The 14,834-nt window shown below is 58.9% G+C and carries 14 protein-coding genes; 8 read left to right on the top strand and 6 right to left on the bottom strand.

The window, feature by feature from the left end:
- The first annotated feature begins 4 nt into the window (after window positions 1–4).
- Both IG616_RS16635 and IG616_RS16640 read left to right on the top strand, forming a co-directional pair.
- Window positions 5–934, top strand: a complete 930-nt coding sequence (locus IG616_RS16635; RefSeq protein ID WP_192149292.1) for a TSUP family transporter — start codon at window positions 5–7, stop codon at window positions 932–934.
- A complete protein-coding gene (locus IG616_RS16640; RefSeq protein ID WP_209007658.1) occupies window positions 931–1,746 on the top strand; it encodes a TIGR02186 family protein in 816 nt (271 codons plus the stop codon). The genes IG616_RS16635 and IG616_RS16640 overlap by 4 nt, the downstream gene beginning before the upstream one ends.
- 68 nt (window positions 1,747–1,814) lie before the next feature.
- Here the strand turns inward: IG616_RS16640 and pdeM are convergent, their stop codons facing one another.
- The 3 genes from pdeM to IG616_RS16655 form a co-directional block, all read right to left on the bottom strand.
- A complete protein-coding gene (gene pdeM / locus IG616_RS16645) occupies window positions 1,815–2,546 on the bottom strand; it encodes a ligase-associated DNA damage response endonuclease PdeM (RefSeq protein ID WP_192149293.1) in 732 nt (243 codons plus the stop codon).
- Complete coding sequence (locus IG616_RS16650; protein WP_192149294.1) at window positions 2,543–5,056, bottom strand: ligase-associated DNA damage response DEXH box helicase; 2,514 nt, start codon at window positions 5,054–5,056, stop codon at window positions 2,543–2,545. The genes pdeM and IG616_RS16650 overlap by 4 nt, the downstream gene beginning before the upstream one ends.
- Before the next feature lie 107 nt (window positions 5,057–5,163).
- Window positions 5,164–5,562: a hypothetical protein gene (locus IG616_RS16655; RefSeq protein WP_192149295.1), complete on the bottom strand. Its 399-nt coding sequence runs from the start codon at window positions 5,560–5,562 to the stop codon at window positions 5,164–5,166.
- Window positions 5,563–5,748: 186 nt separating this feature from the next.
- On the opposite strand from IG616_RS16655, the gene IG616_RS16660 reads away from it, so the two are divergent.
- Entirely contained in the window at window positions 5,749–6,798 is a 1,050-nt protein-coding gene (locus IG616_RS16660) for a ligase-associated DNA damage response exonuclease (RefSeq protein ID WP_192149296.1), read from the top strand.
- The gene (locus IG616_RS16665) at window positions 6,788–7,234 is read left to right on the top strand and encodes a nuclear transport factor 2 family protein (protein ID WP_192149297.1); all 447 of its coding nucleotides are present in this window, start codon (window positions 6,788–6,790) and stop codon (window positions 7,232–7,234) included. The genes IG616_RS16660 and IG616_RS16665 overlap by 11 nt, the downstream gene beginning before the upstream one ends.
- Before the next feature lie 38 nt (window positions 7,235–7,272).
- On the opposite strand, the gene IG616_RS16670 is transcribed toward IG616_RS16665, so the two are convergent.
- From IG616_RS16670 to IG616_RS16680, 3 genes are all read right to left on the bottom strand, one after another.
- Window positions 7,273–7,617 (bottom strand): hypothetical protein, encoded by a 345-nt coding sequence (locus IG616_RS16670; RefSeq protein WP_192149298.1) that lies wholly within the window; start codon window positions 7,615–7,617, stop codon window positions 7,273–7,275.
- A 206-nt stretch (window positions 7,618–7,823) separates the two neighbouring features.
- Window positions 7,824–9,506, bottom strand: a complete 1,683-nt coding sequence (locus IG616_RS23305; RefSeq protein WP_192149299.1) for a methyl-accepting chemotaxis protein — start codon at window positions 9,504–9,506, stop codon at window positions 7,824–7,826.
- Window positions 9,507–9,654: 148 nt separating this feature from the next.
- The gene (locus IG616_RS16680; RefSeq protein ID WP_192149300.1) at window positions 9,655–10,548 is read right to left on the bottom strand and encodes an alpha/beta hydrolase; all 894 of its coding nucleotides are present in this window, start codon (window positions 10,546–10,548) and stop codon (window positions 9,655–9,657) included.
- A gap of 304 nt (window positions 10,549–10,852) precedes the next feature.
- Between IG616_RS16680 and IG616_RS16685 the strand changes: the two genes are divergently transcribed.
- The 4 genes from IG616_RS16685 (at window position 10,853) to IG616_RS16700 (ending at window position 14,772) form a co-directional block, all read left to right on the top strand.
- A complete protein-coding gene (locus IG616_RS16685; RefSeq protein WP_192149301.1) occupies window positions 10,853–11,557 on the top strand; it encodes a ParA family protein in 705 nt (234 codons plus the stop codon).
- Window positions 11,558–11,726: 169 nt separating this feature from the next.
- A complete protein-coding gene (locus tag IG616_RS16690) occupies window positions 11,727–12,671 on the top strand; it encodes an HlyD family secretion protein (RefSeq protein WP_192149302.1) in 945 nt (314 codons plus the stop codon).
- A gap of 8 nt (window positions 12,672–12,679) precedes the next feature.
- Window positions 12,680–13,606 (top strand): ABC transporter ATP-binding protein, encoded by a 927-nt coding sequence (locus tag IG616_RS16695; RefSeq protein WP_192149303.1) that lies wholly within the window; start codon window positions 12,680–12,682, stop codon window positions 13,604–13,606.
- Complete coding sequence (locus IG616_RS16700; RefSeq protein WP_209007660.1) at window positions 13,603–14,772, top strand: ABC transporter permease; 1,170 nt, start codon at window positions 13,603–13,605, stop codon at window positions 14,770–14,772. The genes IG616_RS16695 and IG616_RS16700 overlap by 4 nt, the downstream gene beginning before the upstream one ends.
- Window positions 14,773–14,834: the final 62 nt, after the last annotated feature.

The following is a 14,834-nucleotide window of genomic DNA, read 5'->3' on the forward strand; positions in this document are numbered from 1 at the left end:
TACAGTGCAACTTTACCTGCCCATCGCCGAGATTCCGGTCAATATCTTTGTCATTTTCGGCATGGGCGGAGCCGTGGGCTTCCTGTCGGGTCTGTTCGGGATCGGCGGCGGCTTTCTCTTGACGCCTCTTCTGATCTTTTCCGGCATTCCGCCCGCAGTGTCCGTGGCGACAGTCACCACCCAGGTCGTGGCTTCTTCTGCCTCCGCTGTCATCACTTATTGGCGGCGCAAAGCGATCGACTTCAAGCTCGCTTTCATGCTCCTGATCGGCGGTATCTCTGGATCGGCGCTGGGCGTTGTCCTTTTCGATGTGCTGCAGTCTCTCGGCCAGCTCGATCTGGTCATCTCCATATCCTACGTGACGTTCCTTGGAACGATCGGCGCGTTGATGCTTGTTGAATCGCTGCGGGCCATCCGGCGCCGCCGGACCGGGCACGTGCCAACCGCCCGCCGTCCGGGACAGCACAACTGGATCCACGGTCTGCCGTTCAAGATGCGGTTCCGACAGTCCAAGCTCTATGTCAGCGTGATCCCGATCCTGGTTCTGGGCAGTGTCATCGGTTTTCTGGGAACCGTTCTCGGTATCGGTGGCGGCTTCATGATGGTGCCTGCGCTGATCTATCTGCTGCGGGTGCCGACTGGCATCGTCATCGGAACGTCGCTGCTGCAGATTCTCTTCACGATGGCCGCCGCAACCATCCTGCATTCGATGTCGACCCAGACCGTCGATATCGTTCTCGCCCTGACACTGATGATTGGGGGCGTGATCGGCGCCCAGTTCGGCGCGCGCATGGGCCAGAACCTGCGCGGCGAGCAGTTGCGCCTGCTGCTGGCATTGCTGGTGCTGGGCGTCGGCTTGCGCTTTGCTGTCGATCTGCTCCTGACGCCGGAAAACGTCTTCTCGATCGCAATCATGAAGGGGGCTGGAGCATGATCCCCTTTTTGAGCGCCCTCAGAGCGACCATGGCGGGGTTTGGAATGGTGATGGCGCTTGTGGCGCAGCAGCCGGCGGCAGCGCAGCAGGATCAAGCCGTGCCGCAGGAGCTGGTCACGTCCCTGTCCTCGGACATTGTTTCGATCCAGTCCAACTTCACAGGAACCGAGATTGTCATCTTCGGCCAGATCTCAGATGATCTGAAGGCGAGCCACCCGGATGCAAAATATGATCTCGCGATCACCGTTGAAGGGCCGGGCCAGGACATCACCACGCGCCGGAAGGACCGCTTTCTCGGCGTATGGATCAATCGCCATTACGAAACGTTCCAGAACGTGCCGTCTTTCTATGCGGCGGCTACCACGCGCAGCGTCAGCGAGCTCGCCCATCGCGATGTGCTGGATGACAATGCTATTGGTCTCTATCACCTGAACCTGCCGATTTCCGGACATTCCAACGTGCCAGTGAATGACCGGGATGACTTCCGGAAAGCCTTTCTTGAGCTGCGGCAGCAGGAAGGGCTCTATTCCGAGCGTCCCGGTGCAATCCAGTTCCTGACGAGAACCATGTTCCGCACCACCGTCCCGCTGCCCGCCAATATTCCGGTTGGTGCCTACAAGGTGCGCAGTTATCTGTTCGAGGATGGATCGCTTCTGTCCAGGCAGGAGGCCCAGCTCTATGTCGGCAAGGTCGGTTTCGAGCAGGTGACGTTTAACCTGTCCCGGAACTATCCGTTTTTCTACGGGCTTCTGGCGGTCATTCTGGCTGTTTGCACAGGCTGGCTGGCCGGCGTCATCTTCCGCCGCGATTAAGCTCTGGGGTTTCACTGTCCGATGAACAGCGAGAGCGTTCTGAAACAGGCAGCAAGGTGCCGTCGGCGTCAGTCAGCTATCAGGCGTGAGGCCGTGAAGGGATAGAGGCGGTTTTCCCCCAGGAGAAAGGCAGAGAAGCGGCGCCTTTCGAACAGCGTCTCATAGGCCTTGTCCATGACGTTCAGGCCACCGGTCAGTGCGCCGAAAGCAGGCAGCACAAGACGTGAACCGTCTGTCACGAAACAGGGGCGGCGCAGGGAGCGTCCGAACCTGCGCACGCGGCCAGCTGGGTGAAGGTGCCCGCAAACCTCCCCATCAGCCACGTTGATGCCCTCTGACGGCTCGTGGCGGAAAGTCAGGGCGCCGATGGAGATCTCGTCGACGGTTTCCCCGCACAGGCGCACGGGAGCGACCGGATCATGGTTTCCGGTGACCCAGATCCATTCCCGGTTTAGCTGCAAGGTTGTCAGCATGGCCCGGTAGGCAGGGGGCAGCCGGTCTGAACCGCCAATGTCATGAAAACTGTCACCGAGTGCAATCACCCGCGCCGGATCAAAGGCATCGATCACAGCAGCCAGTTTTTCCAGCGTTTCGGCAGTGTCATAGGGCGGCAGCATGACGCCACGCCGGGCGTAGGAAGAGCCTTTTTCAAAGTGTAGATCGGCAACGACCAGCGTGGATTCCTCAGGCCACCAGAGCACACCGCTATCGTGCAGACCGATCGTCTGGCCATTGACTTGAATGTCATGGCAGACGGGAACGACCATGAAGTCGCGCATATGGGAAGGAAGCAGGCTCATTTACCCATCGCCTCTGTCACAAGGTCATCCGCAGCTTCACTCAAGATGCTTTCCATAGCCTCGCCGTAGATCGGTTCACGCCCGATTTCCAAGAGAACCGGGACCGCCAGAGGAGATACGCGCTGAAGTGGAGTATGCGCGATTCGACCTCGAATGCGGGCAAGAAGTTCGCCCAGCCGGGAGATATCCAGAAGTCCTTCCGCAGCATCGTTCCAGGTTGCCTCCAGCAGGATGTGGCCGGGTTCATGACGCCGCAATACGTCATAAATGAGGTCAGAGGAAACTGTAATTTGCCGTCCGGATTTTTCCTGACCTGGATGTCTGCGCTCGATCAGGCCCGCAATAACGGCGCAGTTTCTGAAGGTCCGTTTCAGCAGGCTCGAGTCCGCCAGCCAGGCGTCCAGATCATCGCCAAGGATGTCTTCTTCAAACAGCGTGTCGAGGCTCAGGTGGCCGGTGGTGAACATGGTCTGAAGGTCGCCGAGCCCCCAGATGGCAAGGGCATAGTCATTGGCGACAAAGCCCATGGGCCTCGCGCCCCAGCGCTCCAGCCGCTTGGTCAGCAGCATGCCGAGCGTCTGATGGGCAAGCCGGCCTTCAAAAGGGTAGCAGACCATGTAGTGGCGCCCTGCACGCGGAAAGGTCTCGACCAAGAGGCCATTGCGGTCTGGCAGACGGGATTTGTCCTGCTGCAGCTCCAGCCATTCGCGCACCTGGGAAGGCAGGCGCTGCCAGCTTTGCGGCGTGGAAAGAATGCCGCGGACCCTGTCGGCCAGATAGGTGGACAGGGGAAACTTGCCGCCTTGGTAGGACGGGATCATCGGCGTCTGCGCCTTCGAGCGCGAGACTTGGGCCTCGTTCTCGTTCAGCCCTTCGAACCGCAGGATTTCACCGCCGAAGATGAAGGTGTCGCCCGGTGCAAGCTGGTCGATGAACCACTCTTCGATCTGGCCGAGAATACGTCCGCCGCGGCCGACGGGCGTCCGTCTGCCCTCCGCTCTTGATTTGACCAGACGGACCTTCAGCATGGGCGCTTCGACAATCGTTCCGACATTGAGCCGGTATTGCTGTGCAATCTTCGGATTGGCAATGCGCCAATAGCCGTTCTGGTCCAGCTTGAGCCGCGCGTAGCGGTCATAGGTCTTGAGCGCGTAGCCGCCGGTAGCAACGAAATCCAGTGCCTTGCCGAATGCCTCGCGGCTCAGATGGCGGTAGGTCTCGCAGGAGCGTATTTCGTCATAGGTTTCCTCCGCATCCAGCGGGGCGGCGCAGGCAAGTCCGAGGATGTGCTGGGCGAGCACATCCAGCGCCCCCTTGCGCAAGGGCGGCGTGTCCTGATCGCCGTCTTCTGAAGCGGCAAGCGCGGCCTGGCACTCCAGCACTTCAAAGCGGTTGGCCGGCACAAGGATGGCCTTTGACGGCTCATCCATGCGGTGGTTGGCGCGGCCAATGCGCTGGGCGAGGCGGCTCGCGCCCTTGGGCGCGCCGATGTTGACGACCAGATCGATGTCGCCCCAGTCGATGCCCATGTCGAGTGACGAGGTTGCGACAACGGCCCGCAGAGCCCCAGCGGCCATGGCGCCTTCCACCTTGCGCCTTTGCCCAGCATCCAGAGAGCCGTGATGCAGGGCGATCGGCAATGTGTCGTCGTTGATCCGCCACAGCTCCTGAAAGATGCTTTCCGCCTGCGACCGGGTGTTGACGAAGAGCAGGGTGACCCGGTGTGCCTTGATCAGCTGATACATGTCCTCCACCGCGTAGCGTGCGGTGTGGCTGGCCCAGGGCAGGCGCTCGCCGGAGTCCAGAATGGAGATATCCGGCTTTGCCCCGCCTTTGACCTCCACCAGATCGGCCAAAGCGCGATGCTCCGGATCCGGCTGCCCGGCCAGATAGGCCTGAAGATCCTCCGGTTGAGCAACTGTCGCGCTGAGACCGATGGTTCTGAGGTTCGGAGCAATGCGGCGCAGCCGGGCAAGACCGAGAGCCAGAAGATCGCCGCGCTTGGAGGTGACCAGCGCATGCAGCTCGTCCAGAATGACCGTGCGCACGGAGCTGAGCACCTGCTCTGACGCCGGATCAGACAGAAGCAGGGCGATCTGCTCCGGTGTGGTCAGAAGCATGTCTGGCGGATTGATCTTTTGCCGTTGCCGCTTGTGGGTGGGCGTATCGCCCGTGCGCGTCTCGATCCGGATCTTGAGGCCCATCTCTGCGACGGGCGCTTCCAGATTGCGGGCGATGTCGACGGCCAGTGCCTTCAATGGCGAAATATAGAGCGTGTGAACGCCCTTGCGCCCGGCACTTCCAGGCTTCCGCCTTTGCGCTTCAGTATCCAGCTCAACTAGGCTCGGCAAAAAACCGGCGAGGGTCTTGCCGGCGCCGGTCGGTGCGATCAGAAGCGTCGACTTTCCCTCCGCCAGCTTTCCGATCAGGTCGAGCTGATGCAGCCGCGGTGACCAGCCGCGGGACTGAAACCAGGTCTGAAAACGGGGAGGGAGGAGGCCGGTTTGCATGCCCCTTTTTTAGGGTGCTTCCGGGTAGAAGGCGAGATCTTGTGTGAAGCCCCTGTGCGGCAGAACCCCACAGGAGCTGGTGTTGGCGCAACTTCAGCAAGGTGCCTTCAGCAGGGAAACTCGTTGGTCACGGTCTTCTTATCCGCACCAGTCGTGAAACAGGTGTTTTCGGATTTGAAGTAACGCCCTCCTGTGCCGCAGATCATCTTGCTGTCTTTGAAGCCTTCCTCACAAAGCTTCCCGTCCTTGACCATCCACTTGAGGGTCTTGTTCATGGTCTTTTTGCCGGTTGGCGTGACGGCCGCAATCTTGGATCCGTCTGCCTTCCATTCGACCGTCCAGCCGCCAGCTTTCTTGCCGTAAAATATTCCGTCTATTTTTTTTCCGGATAAAAATTCGATCTGTTGCGCATCTGTTATCTCCGCCGCGCCTTTCGGCAGGTCTTTGGAAAGGGCTGGTAAACAGGAGAGTGCAAAAATAATTGTTGTCGTGAAGGCCACTTTCATAGCTATCTCCATCAAAATTGTGTCAGAGTATTCCAGATTTGGACGAGAAATTGTTTTCTATGCTTGTAAATCTGTCAATTTATAAATTTCTGTCGGATTTTATTTCATTTGTTCAAGTATATCATTGAGTTGTGATGTTTGGTGGCTATGACTTGCTCTTCAGCGGACGCTCTCTAGATTGATTATATGTCCAATCTTCTGACCCTGACGCCTGAGGGCCTCTACGTTCCAAGGATTGACGCCCATATCGATCCGGTGCGGCCAGTCGCCCGGGCTCTGATCACTCATGGACATGCGGATCACGCAAGAGCCGGGCACGGGGCTGTGCTCGCAACCCGGCAAACCCTCGACATCTTGGCAATCCGCTATGGGGAAGAGTGTTGCGCCAGCGCTCAGGCGCTGGACTATGGCGAAAGGCTGCAGGTCTCCGGCGTGACCATATCCCTGCATCCGGCAGGCCATGTGCTTGGCTCCGCGCAGATCCGCCTTGAAGATACAGGCGGGCGCACGGTCATTTCCGGGGATTACAAGCGCCAGGCCGACCCGACCTGCGCGCCGTTCGAGCTGGTGCGCTGCGACACTTTCGTGACTGAGGCGACCTTTGGCCTTCCGGTCTTCCGGCACCCTCCCGCCGGAGACGAAGTCCGCAAGCTGTTGAGGTCCCTGGAACTCTTTCCAGAAAAGGTTCATCTGGTCGGGGCCTATGCTCTTGGCAAGGCGCAGCGTTTGATCGGGGAACTCAGGGCGGCTGGTTACGAAAAGACCATCTATCTTCACGGTGCGCTGGTGCGGTTGACGCACTATTACCAGTCGCAGGGCGTCGAATTTGGAGATATCGAGGTTGTCGGAAGCCGTGGCAAGGAGCTGGCAGGCCGGATTGTGCTCTGTCCTCCCGGAGAATTGACCGGCCGCTGGAGCCGCCGCTTTGGCGACTGTGTGACTGCTGTTGCCTCAGGCTGGATGCGGGTTAGGGCGAGAGCCAGGCAGAGAGGGGCCGTGCTGCCGCTGGTGATTTCGGATCATGCGGACTGGGATGACCTGTGCCGGACCATTGAGGAAACCGGAGCCGGGCAGGTCTGGGTGACCCATGGCGCCGAAGAAGCCCTTGTATATTGGTGTGAAACCCATGGACGAAAGGCACGGCCGCTCAATATGATAGGCTATGGAGACGGGGAGGAGGCGGATGGCCCCGTTCACGTGGATGCACAAGCGGGAGCGCAAAATCATGTCGGATGACCGGGACGCAGGACTGGACTTGACCCGCGATGACGAAATCTCCGGTGAGGTCAGTGATCAGGTCGAATCCGAGGAAGCTATTGCTGCTCTTTTCGAGGACTACCTGGCGGGCTTCAATGATTTCGATCCGGAGCAGATCTGCGACTGCTTCGCATTGCCCGCGACCATCTGGCAGCATGACCGTGGCTATGTCTTCCACGATGAAGACGAGCTGATGGAGAATATCGAGGCGCTTCTTGAGGCTCTCGACAAGGAAGGGGTCACCCTGTCCAGTTTCCAGGTTTCCGCCAGCCACATCAGTGGCATCACCGCCATGGTCAGTCTTGACTGGCAGCAGGAAAACGCCGACGGCGAACCAGTGTTCGAGTTTACCTGCCACTATCACCTGATGTTCGACGGGGAAGCCTGGTCCATCGTCATGATCATCAACGAGTGAGGTATCGCCGCTTCCCAAAAGGCAAGCGGGACTGAGCCTCAGACGAAAACCCGCGCCAGGGAAGTGACGGCCATGGCGGTCGCTGCGCGCCGGGGCCCTGCCTGGTCGATCCCGGCATCGCCGGTAAGGCTTTCAGGTACGATCAAGGCAATCCGGTTCAAATCTGACGCGTCGAGATGATCCAGGTCTGCGGATTTTGCGGCATCCTCGGCGGCAAACCGGATCTTGTCGAAAAGCGAAACGAGGGCCTGCCAGACCTCAACCGGCGGTCCGTCTGCCGTGTTGCACCAGCGAGATACCTGCTCCTGATCCACACTGAGAAACTGGGCTGCACTTTCTTCGGTGAAACCAAAGAGGTCTATTATTGCCTTGAAATTGCTCATGTTTCTTATCCGAAAACAACGTGGAGGCGCTGAATTTCTTCATTATTGCACTGCAATATGGCGAAATGTCGAGGATTTAACTCTTCTAAAGTTAAAAAGTTCCCCGGCTTAGTCATTTCCGGTCTGGCCATCAGGGCAAAATGAGACAGGGCCGCGGCCAGTTTCTGGCTGCGGCCCTGTCTTTACGGCTCAATCGGCTGTCGCGCTCAGGCTGCGGTCAACTGCTTCAGGAACTCTTCCACGGAGCCCCGGAGCTCACGAGTCTGGCGGCTGACCAGATCGCTGGAGGTTTGCACCAGAGCCGTTGCCTCGTTCACCTTGCCGGTGCTGGCCTGCAGACGGTTCATGTTTTCGGTCACCTCGTTTGTGCGCGATGCCGTGTTTTGAGAATTGTTGGCGATCTCGCCTGTGGCCGCGCCTTGCTGCTCAATGGCCTCGTTGATCGCACGGGTGTGCTCGTCAATCGTGCGCATCGTATGAGTGATGCCCTCGATGGCCTTCACTGCTGTTACGGTCGAGGACTGGATTGCGGAGATCTGCGTGCTGATTTCGTCGGTTGCGCGTGCTGTCTGGCTCGCAAGTTCCTTCACTTCTGCAGCAACGACGGCAAAACCTCTTCCAGCTTCTCCGGCGCGGGCTGCCTCGATCGTGGCATTCAGCGCCAGCAGGTTTGTCTGCTCCGCAATGGCTTGAATCAGGCTTATGACCTCGCCGATCCGTTCAGCTGCGGTTGCAAGGCCTGCTATGTTCTGGTTGCTGGTCTCTGCCTGCTGGGTGCCTTCGGCAACAACATTGGCAGTGGTCTCGATCTGGCGGCTCAGCTCCATGATCGACGCGGAAAGCTCTTCGGCGGCGGAGGCAACCGTTTCAACGCTGTGTGAGGCCAGCTGTGCAGAGGAGGCGGTTCCATTGACAGTTTCGCTTGATGAGACAGCCACATCGCCGAGCAATTGGGTTGCGGAGGTGAGGTCGCCGGAAGCGGAATCCAGATCTGTCAGGAACTGATCCGTACGGGACCGGAACTGCTGGGCGAGACTGGAAAGAAGCTTGCGCCGATCTTCTTCGTTTGTCTGTTCCCGTTTCCGGATTTCGTCGGAAAGACGCTGCTGTTCCATCACAGAGGACTGGAAGACACTTAAGGCTTGCCGGAGCTCTCCCATTTCATCGCTGGATTGCCACTGTGGAAGTTCGTGGCCGGTATTGCCGTCGGCAAAGGCACGTGCGGCGTCTGCCAGCTCACCTGCGCGGCTGGCCACGCGGTTGCTCAGATAGATCCAGCCCAGGATTGCGGCCAGCATGCTCACCCCGACACCAATGAACTGAATGATCGCGGCCCACTCAATTTTCCTTTCGAGGTCTGCCGCATACTGGTCCATATCATCGTGGATGATCTCTTCGGCTTCGTCCGCGAGCGCAATGAGCGTCTCGAAGGATGCGTCAAACCTCTCGTCAGCAGCAGACCCGGCAATGTCCTTGCCTTGATTGGTGTAGCGTACGCGTGCAACTTGGACAAAGGTGCTGAGCTGCGCGATGACTTCCTGCATCTTGCTCCGGACGGCGTCAGACTCCGTCGGATAGAAAGTGCCTTCATCATTGGAGCCGCCACCGATGATCGCCTTGGCATAGAAACGGGTGTCTTCCAGAAGACCCCAGACCTCGTCGATGCTTTCGCCGGTATCTCCGGCCATGATCTCCTCAAAGAGAAGATGAGCATGGGTGGCTGTCAGCTTGATTTCCATGGCGGCATCGCCAAGAGGGGCGAGCTTTGTGCCGAGTTCCAGCCCGTCCGAACCGACCTGTTTCGCGGTCATGTAGGATATGGCGCCGGACGCCATGATAATGATCATGATGCCCGAGAACAGTGCCATCACCTTGGTCGATATCTTCATGTCCGTGCCTTTATGGAAAAACTTCAGCTGGCACGTATTGTTACTGATGCACCTTTACCCTTCGTTACATTCGTAATTTTGACGTGGTCTAAGAAATGATATCTAGAAGTAATTCAACTTCAGGATGTTTTATTTTCTCGTATACCGGCTATCCTTGCGCGAATATCCAGTTCAGGATCAGGCGCCAGTCGGTCATGCGGATCGGCGTGCCGTGACTTCCTGTGTCAAAAAGCGTGAACTTCACCGGATATGCCGGCGCGCTTTCGCGGATCAGCTTGAAGAAGTTGGCCTGATCCTCCCAGTTATAGACCTTGTCGTCGCTGCCATGTCCCATGTAGACCGGCACCCGGCGGTTCAAGACGGCTCTGGACAGGATTGCAGGGTCTTTGGGTGACCCCATGAGCATGACGCCGCTCAAGATGCTGGCGGATGTCTCTGACTTCAGGAGGTTCCAGCAGATGATGCCGCCCATGGAACCGCAGGCAACAACAACCCGCGCGCCAGGTGACAGCTGTTTCTGGTAGCGGACCAGGGCGGTAATGTCCTGTGTGCCCTTTCCGGTGAAATCGGCAATGTCGGCGGAGAGATAAGCGCCACCATTGCGGACCATCAGATTCTTGATGCGGTTGAAATTGCCGCCGAAACTGACGTCGTTCATGCCCTGGAAGCGGTTTCCGCCCTGGCCGTGGATGTAAATGACCACGTATTTGGCGCCGCCCTGAGCCTTGCCGACGCCCATGTAGCGGATGGCCCGCCCATTGGCCTGCAGCGTGTAGTCTTCCTGGCTGCTCTTCGGCTTGTAGGAGACATAGTGGCCGAAAACTTCCTGCTCATCGACCTTGTCCCGGTCGCGCAGGTCCCGCTGCTTGGAATAGTCGACGACCACGAAATCGCCATCGAAGTGGGTTGCGGTGATCTTCGGGTACCTGAAAAGCTTGTCCTTGTAGGGGGCAAGGGCCTCTGCCTGAGCGCTTTGTGTTCCGGCCAGAGCGATCCCCAACCCGAAAATCAGCGCCCAAACCTGTGCCCGAATCTGTCGCATGATGCTCCTTTCCGCCAGCTGCCCCTCAAAAGGGTGATTTGCGCCGAGCATAGACGCTTCGCCCCCTTTGCCGCAATCCGGAGGCCGTCGAGCAAGTGTCTCCCGGCTCTTGTATGAGACCGCAAATAACCCTGTCAGAACTGCGGAGAAAATTGCAATCTGCGTCGGTGCTTTTCCTAAGTGACTGAATAAAAAAGCCGCATTCGGGGAGAGTTAATGGATTGGTAACCATAAGTTCCTGAGACTTGGTTTCAAGGGCGAGGGTGCAGAAGGCGCCTTTCGGGTGAAGCCAGGAGAAATGAACATGCCGGTTATTTCCTTTGCCAATGCCAAGGGTGGAGCGGGAAAGACCACCGCAGCGCTTCTGCTTGCGACGGAAATTGCCGACCGGGGAAAAAGCGTTACGATCTTCGATGCGGATCCCCAGAAATGGATCTCCAACTGGGCCGAGCTTCCTGGACTGCCGCGGAACATTTCGGTCGTCAGCCAGATCACGCCTGCCTCGCTTGCCGAGCAGATCATGGATGCGGCCATGGCTTGCGATTACGTCATCGTCGATCTGGAGGGGACAGAGAATCTGATCGTGGCAAATGCCCTGTCGGTCTCTGATCTTGTCGTTGTCCCGATTCAGGGATCCAGCATGGATGCCCGCGGCGGCGCGAAGATCCTGACCCTGATCAAGAAGCTTGAAAAGGTGGTCAAGCACGACATCCGTCATTGTGTGGCTCTGACCCGCACAAACGCGGCGGTTACCACGCGCGCGCTCAAGGCGGTTCAGGACTTCCTCGCCGTAAAAGGTATTGATGTGCTGATGACCCCGATCGTCGAACGGGCAGCCTACAGAGACCTCTTTGAGTTTGGCGGCGGTCTCCGGGCGCAGGATCCGCGCCAGGTGACCAATCTGGACAAGGCTCAGGAGAACGCGGCGCTTTTTGCGGCAGAAGTTCTGGAGCGGGTGCAGGTGCTGCCGAAAAAGCGCTGGTACCACGTCTTCAAGCGGGCAGGTTAAGGCTCGTTCCAGTGCAGTGGTAGATCTGCCGCGATAGGTGATAACCCGTTTGTGACAGTGCGGAAAATCGGGCTAAGCTCCCCTGGAAACAGAGGCGGAAAGAACTGTCCTTTCCGCCTTCTTGCTTGAGGGGGATGCAATGCAGCGCCGGTCTGTTTCAGGATCAAACATGTCAAGATCCGTCTGGGTGCTTCTGGCCGTTCTGCCGCTCGCGGGGTGCTGGGAGGATGCGGGCTCTAAGGCACTCGGCACACTAGAGCGCGACCGTGTGGCTTTGACTGCGACCGCTGCGGAAGTCGTGACGGAATTGCCCGTGCCGCAAGGCACCAAGGTCACGAAGGGAACGGTTCTGGTCAAGCTGGACGACACAGCCCAGCGGGCCATCGTCAATCAGGCCAAGGCCGAGGTTGCCAAGGCCAAAGCAGAACTGACCAAGCTTCAGAACGGCGCGCGCGAAGAGGATATAGCGGAGGCCCGGGCAACGGTCGCCGGCGCGAAGGCGGCGCTTTTGGAGGCGGAGACCACCTTCAGGCGCACCCAGGATCTGACGGGACGCGGCACATCGAGCCAGGCACAGCTGGACAGCGCACAGGCATCGCGCGATTCGGCGGAAGCCAAGCTGCAGATTGCCCAGGAGCAGCTCCGTCTGCTGGTCAATGGCGCGCGGCAGGAAGATCTCGATATCGCGAAGGCAGGATTGGAGGCCGCCGAGGCCAGCCTTGCCAGTGCGGAAAAGACCCTGGCCGACTTGACGATCCGCGCCTCCCGCGACGGGACCTTGAACAATCTGCCTTGGAACCTCGGGGAACGGGTCACCATCGGCAGTCCGCTGGCGGTGCTCCTCGCCGGGGAGGCCCCCTATGCGCGGGTGTATGTCCCCGAGCCGCACCGTGTTGCCATCAAGGAGGGTGATTTGCTGATGGTCCATGTGGACGGGCTGGAGACCCCGATTGAGGGAACCGTCCGCTGGATCAGCTCAGAGCCTTCCTTCACGCCCTATTATGCCCTCAACCAGTCGGACCGCGCGCGGTTGATGTATGTCGCAGAAGTTCAGCTGCCGGACAGTGCAGCGGGGCTGCCGGATGGAGTTCCTGCCCAAGTTCAGCTGAAGTGAATTCCGGCATGGGCGAAACAGTCATCACAGCGCGGGGGCTGACCAAGTCCTTCAAGGGCTTCAAGGCGGTGGACGGGCTGGACCTGACCATCGAACGGGGCATGATCTACGGCTTCCTCGGTCCAAACGGCAGTGGCAAGACGACGGCCATGCGGATGCTGACGGGTTTGCTGACCCCGAGTGCCGGCACCGCCGAGGTTCTCGGCATGAGCGTGCCCAAGGATGCCGAGGCGTTGAAATACCACATTGGCTACATGACACAGACCTTCTCGCTTTATGGCGATCTGACGGTCATGGAGAATCTCAAGTTCATGGCGGAAATCTATGGGCTGCCGCGTGCTTCACAAAAAGGCCGGATCAGCGAACTGCTTGAACGCTATGAACTGACAGAACTCGCGGAGCGGTTTGCCGGACGGATGAGTGGCGGGCAGCGGCAGCGTCTGGCTTTGGCTGCCGCGGTGCTGCATGAGCCGAAGCTCCTGTTTCTGGATGAGCCAACCTCGGCAGTGGATCCGGAATCCCGGCGCCATTTCTGGGAGCAGCTTTTCGATCTGTGTGATGCGGGAACCAGCATTGTCGTCAGCACCCACTTCATGGATGAAGCGGAACGGTGTCATCGCATCGCCATCATGGAAGCGGGGCAAAAGCGGGCGGATGGCAGCCCGCAGCAGCTTATGGATGCCATGGGAGCAAGTGTGGTCGAGCTGGAAGGGCCGACCCTTCGCGAAATCCGCCGGCGCCTGCCGCACGTCGAGGGCATCGTGACAGCTGCCCAGCTGGGTGCCCGGCTGCGGGTTCTCGTCAACAAGTCCATTGCCGATCCCGTGGCGTTCCTGACTAGCCGCAGTGAAACGGAAGGGGCGACATTGATCGAACAGGTCCGGCCCAATCTGGAGGACGTTTTCGTCACCTCGACAGGGGAGGGACGGCAATGAGATCTTCTGGATTGTCTCCCTTGCGTTCCCTCCGCCGGATCTTCGCGATCTTCTCCAAGGAGCTGGCACAGCTGCGCCGGGACCGCATGACTTTCGGCATGGTCATCATGATCCCTCTCATTCAGCTGGTCCTCTTCGGCTATGCGATCAATACCAATGTGCGGGACATCCCTGTCGCCGTGGTCGATCAAAGCCAGACCGGTATCAGCCGGACCCTGGTCCAGATCGTGCAGGCGACCCAGGTGGTGACGGTGACCGAAAACCTGCCGACGCCGGAGGCGGCTGAAGAGGCTATCAAGGCTGCCCGTGTGAGGGCGGCTTTGATCATTCCCGCGGATGTTGCGGGCCGGCTGGCGCGGTCACCGAGCATTGGCCTTGGCACTCCACCTTCGACCAGCGAGGAAACCAGCCGCCCCGTTGCCCAGTGGATTGTGGATGGATCCGACACGATGATCGCCTCTGCGATCAAGAGCCTCCGGGCGATGCCGTTGACGGAGATCCTCAGAAAGGCGCCGAACCGGTCGACGCCAACGTTCGAGGTATCTCTTTTCTACAACCCAGAGCAGCGGACGGCGGTGAACATCGTCCCTGGTCTCGTCGGCATGATCCTGACCATGACGATGATCATGTTCACCTCCGCCGCGATTGTGCGGGAGCGCGAACGCGGCAACATGGAAATGCTGATCAACACGCCTGTGAAGCCGATGGAGCTGATGATCGGCAAGATCATTCCCTACATCTTCATCGGGTTGATCCAGATGATGATCATCCTTGGGTTGGGGAACCTCTTGTTCAATGTGCCTGTCGGCGGCCGGATGCTGGATCTCTTCACCGGAACGCTGTTGTTCATCGGTGCCAGTCTGTCCCTTGGACTGGTCCTGTCGACAATGGCTCAAAGCCAGCTGCAGGCGACCCAGATGACCATCTTCGTCCTGCTGCCATCGATCCTGTTGTCAGGCTTTGCCTTTCCCTATGAGGGCATGCCGGTGATCGCGCAGTATATCGCCGAGGTTCTGCCGGCCACGCATTTCATGCGGATGATAAGGGGCTTCGTTCTGCGCGACGCAGGTCTCGCAGAGCTTCACCGCGACGTTCTCTGGCTGGCGGGCTTCGTCGTCATAGGCCTTACCGTGGCCGCGCTCAGGTTCAAAAAACGGCTGGATTGACAGATTTTTCTGCCAAATTTCATCAACCAAAGGTGGGCTCTATGGGACCTTTCGTTGATGGA

Source organism: Roseibium litorale (genome assembly GCF_014842915.1).
GTDB lineage: Bacteria > Pseudomonadota > Alphaproteobacteria > Rhizobiales > Stappiaceae > Roseibium > Roseibium litorale.